General features: G+C 56.7%; 1 rRNA gene (cut by a window edge). It reads left to right on the plus strand.

The features are described 5' to 3' along the window. A 23S ribosomal RNA gene (locus ACIBBH_RS42295) occupies positions 1 to 1,793 on the plus strand (it extends 1,429 nt beyond the left edge of the window). Positions 1,794 to 1,815 lie beyond the last annotated feature (22 nt).

Consider the following 1,815-nt stretch of genomic DNA (forward strand, 5'->3'; position numbering starts at 1 on the left):
GCAGCACCGGAAGGTAGTTGTGGACGGTTGACGAGTGAGAATGCAGGCATGAGTAGCGATACAAACGTGAGAAACGTTTGCGCCGATTGACTAAGGGTTCCTGGGTCAAGCTGATCTGCCCAGGGTAAGTCGGGACCTAAGGCGAGGCCGACAGGCGTAGTCGATGGATAACCGGTTGATATTCCGGTACCCGCTGTGAAGCGTCAAACATCGAGCATCGTGATGCTAAGGCCGTGAAGCCGTTCCGGACCCTTCGGGGAAAGGAAAGTGGTGGAGCCGCCGGACCAAGCGGTTAGTAGGTGAGTGATGGGGTGACGCAGGAAGGTAGTCCATCCCGGGCGGTGGTTGTCCCGGGGTAAGGGTGTAGCCCGAGTGGTAGGTAAATCCGCCGCTCATGCAGGGTGAGACCTGATGCCGAGCCGATTGTGGTGAAGTGGATGATCCTATGCTGTCGAGAAAAGCCTCTAGCGAGTTTCATGGCGGCCCGTACCCTAAACCGACTCAGGTGGTCAGGTAGAGAATACCGAGGCGTTCGGGTGAACTATGGTTAAGGAACTCGGCAAAATGCCCCCGTAACTTCGGGAGAAGGGGGGCCACGCTTGGTGATCCGTTTTACACGGTGAGCTGGGGGTGGCCGCAGAGACCAGCGAGAAGCGACTGTTTACTAAAAACACAGGTCCGTGCGAAGCCGTAAGGCGATGTATACGGACTGACGCCTGCCCGGTGCTGGAACGTTAAGGGGACCGGTTAGCTCCATTTCGGTGGGGCGAAGCTGAGAACTTAAGCGCCAGTAAACGGCGGTGGTAACTATAACCATCCTAAGGTAGCGAAATTCCTTGTCGGGTAAGTTCCGACCTGCACGAATGGCGTAACGACTTCTCGACTGTCTCAACCATAGGCCCGGTGAAATTGCACTACGAGTAAAGATGCTCGTTTCGCGCAGCAGGACGGAAAGACCCCGGGACCTTTACTACAGTTTGATATTGGTGTTCGGTTCGGCTTGTGTAGGATAGCTGGGAGACTGTGAAGTTCACACGCCAGTGTGGGTGGAGTCGTCGTTGAAATACCAGTCTGGTCGTGCTGGATGTCTAACCTGGGTCCGTGATCCGGATCAGGGACAGTGTCTGATGGGTAGTTTAACTGGGGCGGTTGCCTCCTAAAGGGTAACGGAGGCGCCCAAAGGTTCCCTCAGCCTGGTTGGCAATCAGGTGTTGAGTGTAAGTGCACAAGGGAGCTTGACTGTGAGACCGACGGGTCGAGCAGGGACGAAAGTCGGGACTAGTGATCCGGCGGTGGCTTGTGGAAGCGCCGTCGCTCAACGGATAAAAGGTACCCCGGGGATAACAGGCTGATCTTCCCCAAGAGTCCATATCGACGGGATGGTTTGGCACCTCGATGTCGGCTCGTCGCATCCTGGGGCTGGAGTCGGTCCCAAGGGTTGGGCTGTTCGCCCATTAAAGCGGTACGCGAGCTGGGTTTAGAACGTCGTGAGACAGTTCGGTCCCTATCCGCTGTGCGCGTAGGAGTCTTGAGAAGGGCTGTCCCTAGTACGAGAGGACCGGGACGGACGAACCTCTGGTGTGCCAGTTGTCCTGCCAAGGGCATGGCTGGTTGGCTACGTTCGGGAGGGATAACCGCTGAAAGCATCTAAGCGGGAAGCCTGCTTCGAGATGAGGACTCCCACCCACTTGATGGGTTAAGGCTCCCAGTAGACGACTGGGTTGATAGGCCGGATCTGGAAGCCAGGTAACTGGTGGAGGTGACCGGTACTAATAGGCCGAGGGCTTGTCCTCAGTTGCTCGCGTCCACTGTGTT

The sequence above is a fragment of the Streptomyces sp. NPDC051636 genome, assembly GCF_044453765.1.
GTDB lineage: Bacteria > Actinomycetota > Actinomycetes > Streptomycetales > Streptomycetaceae > Streptomyces.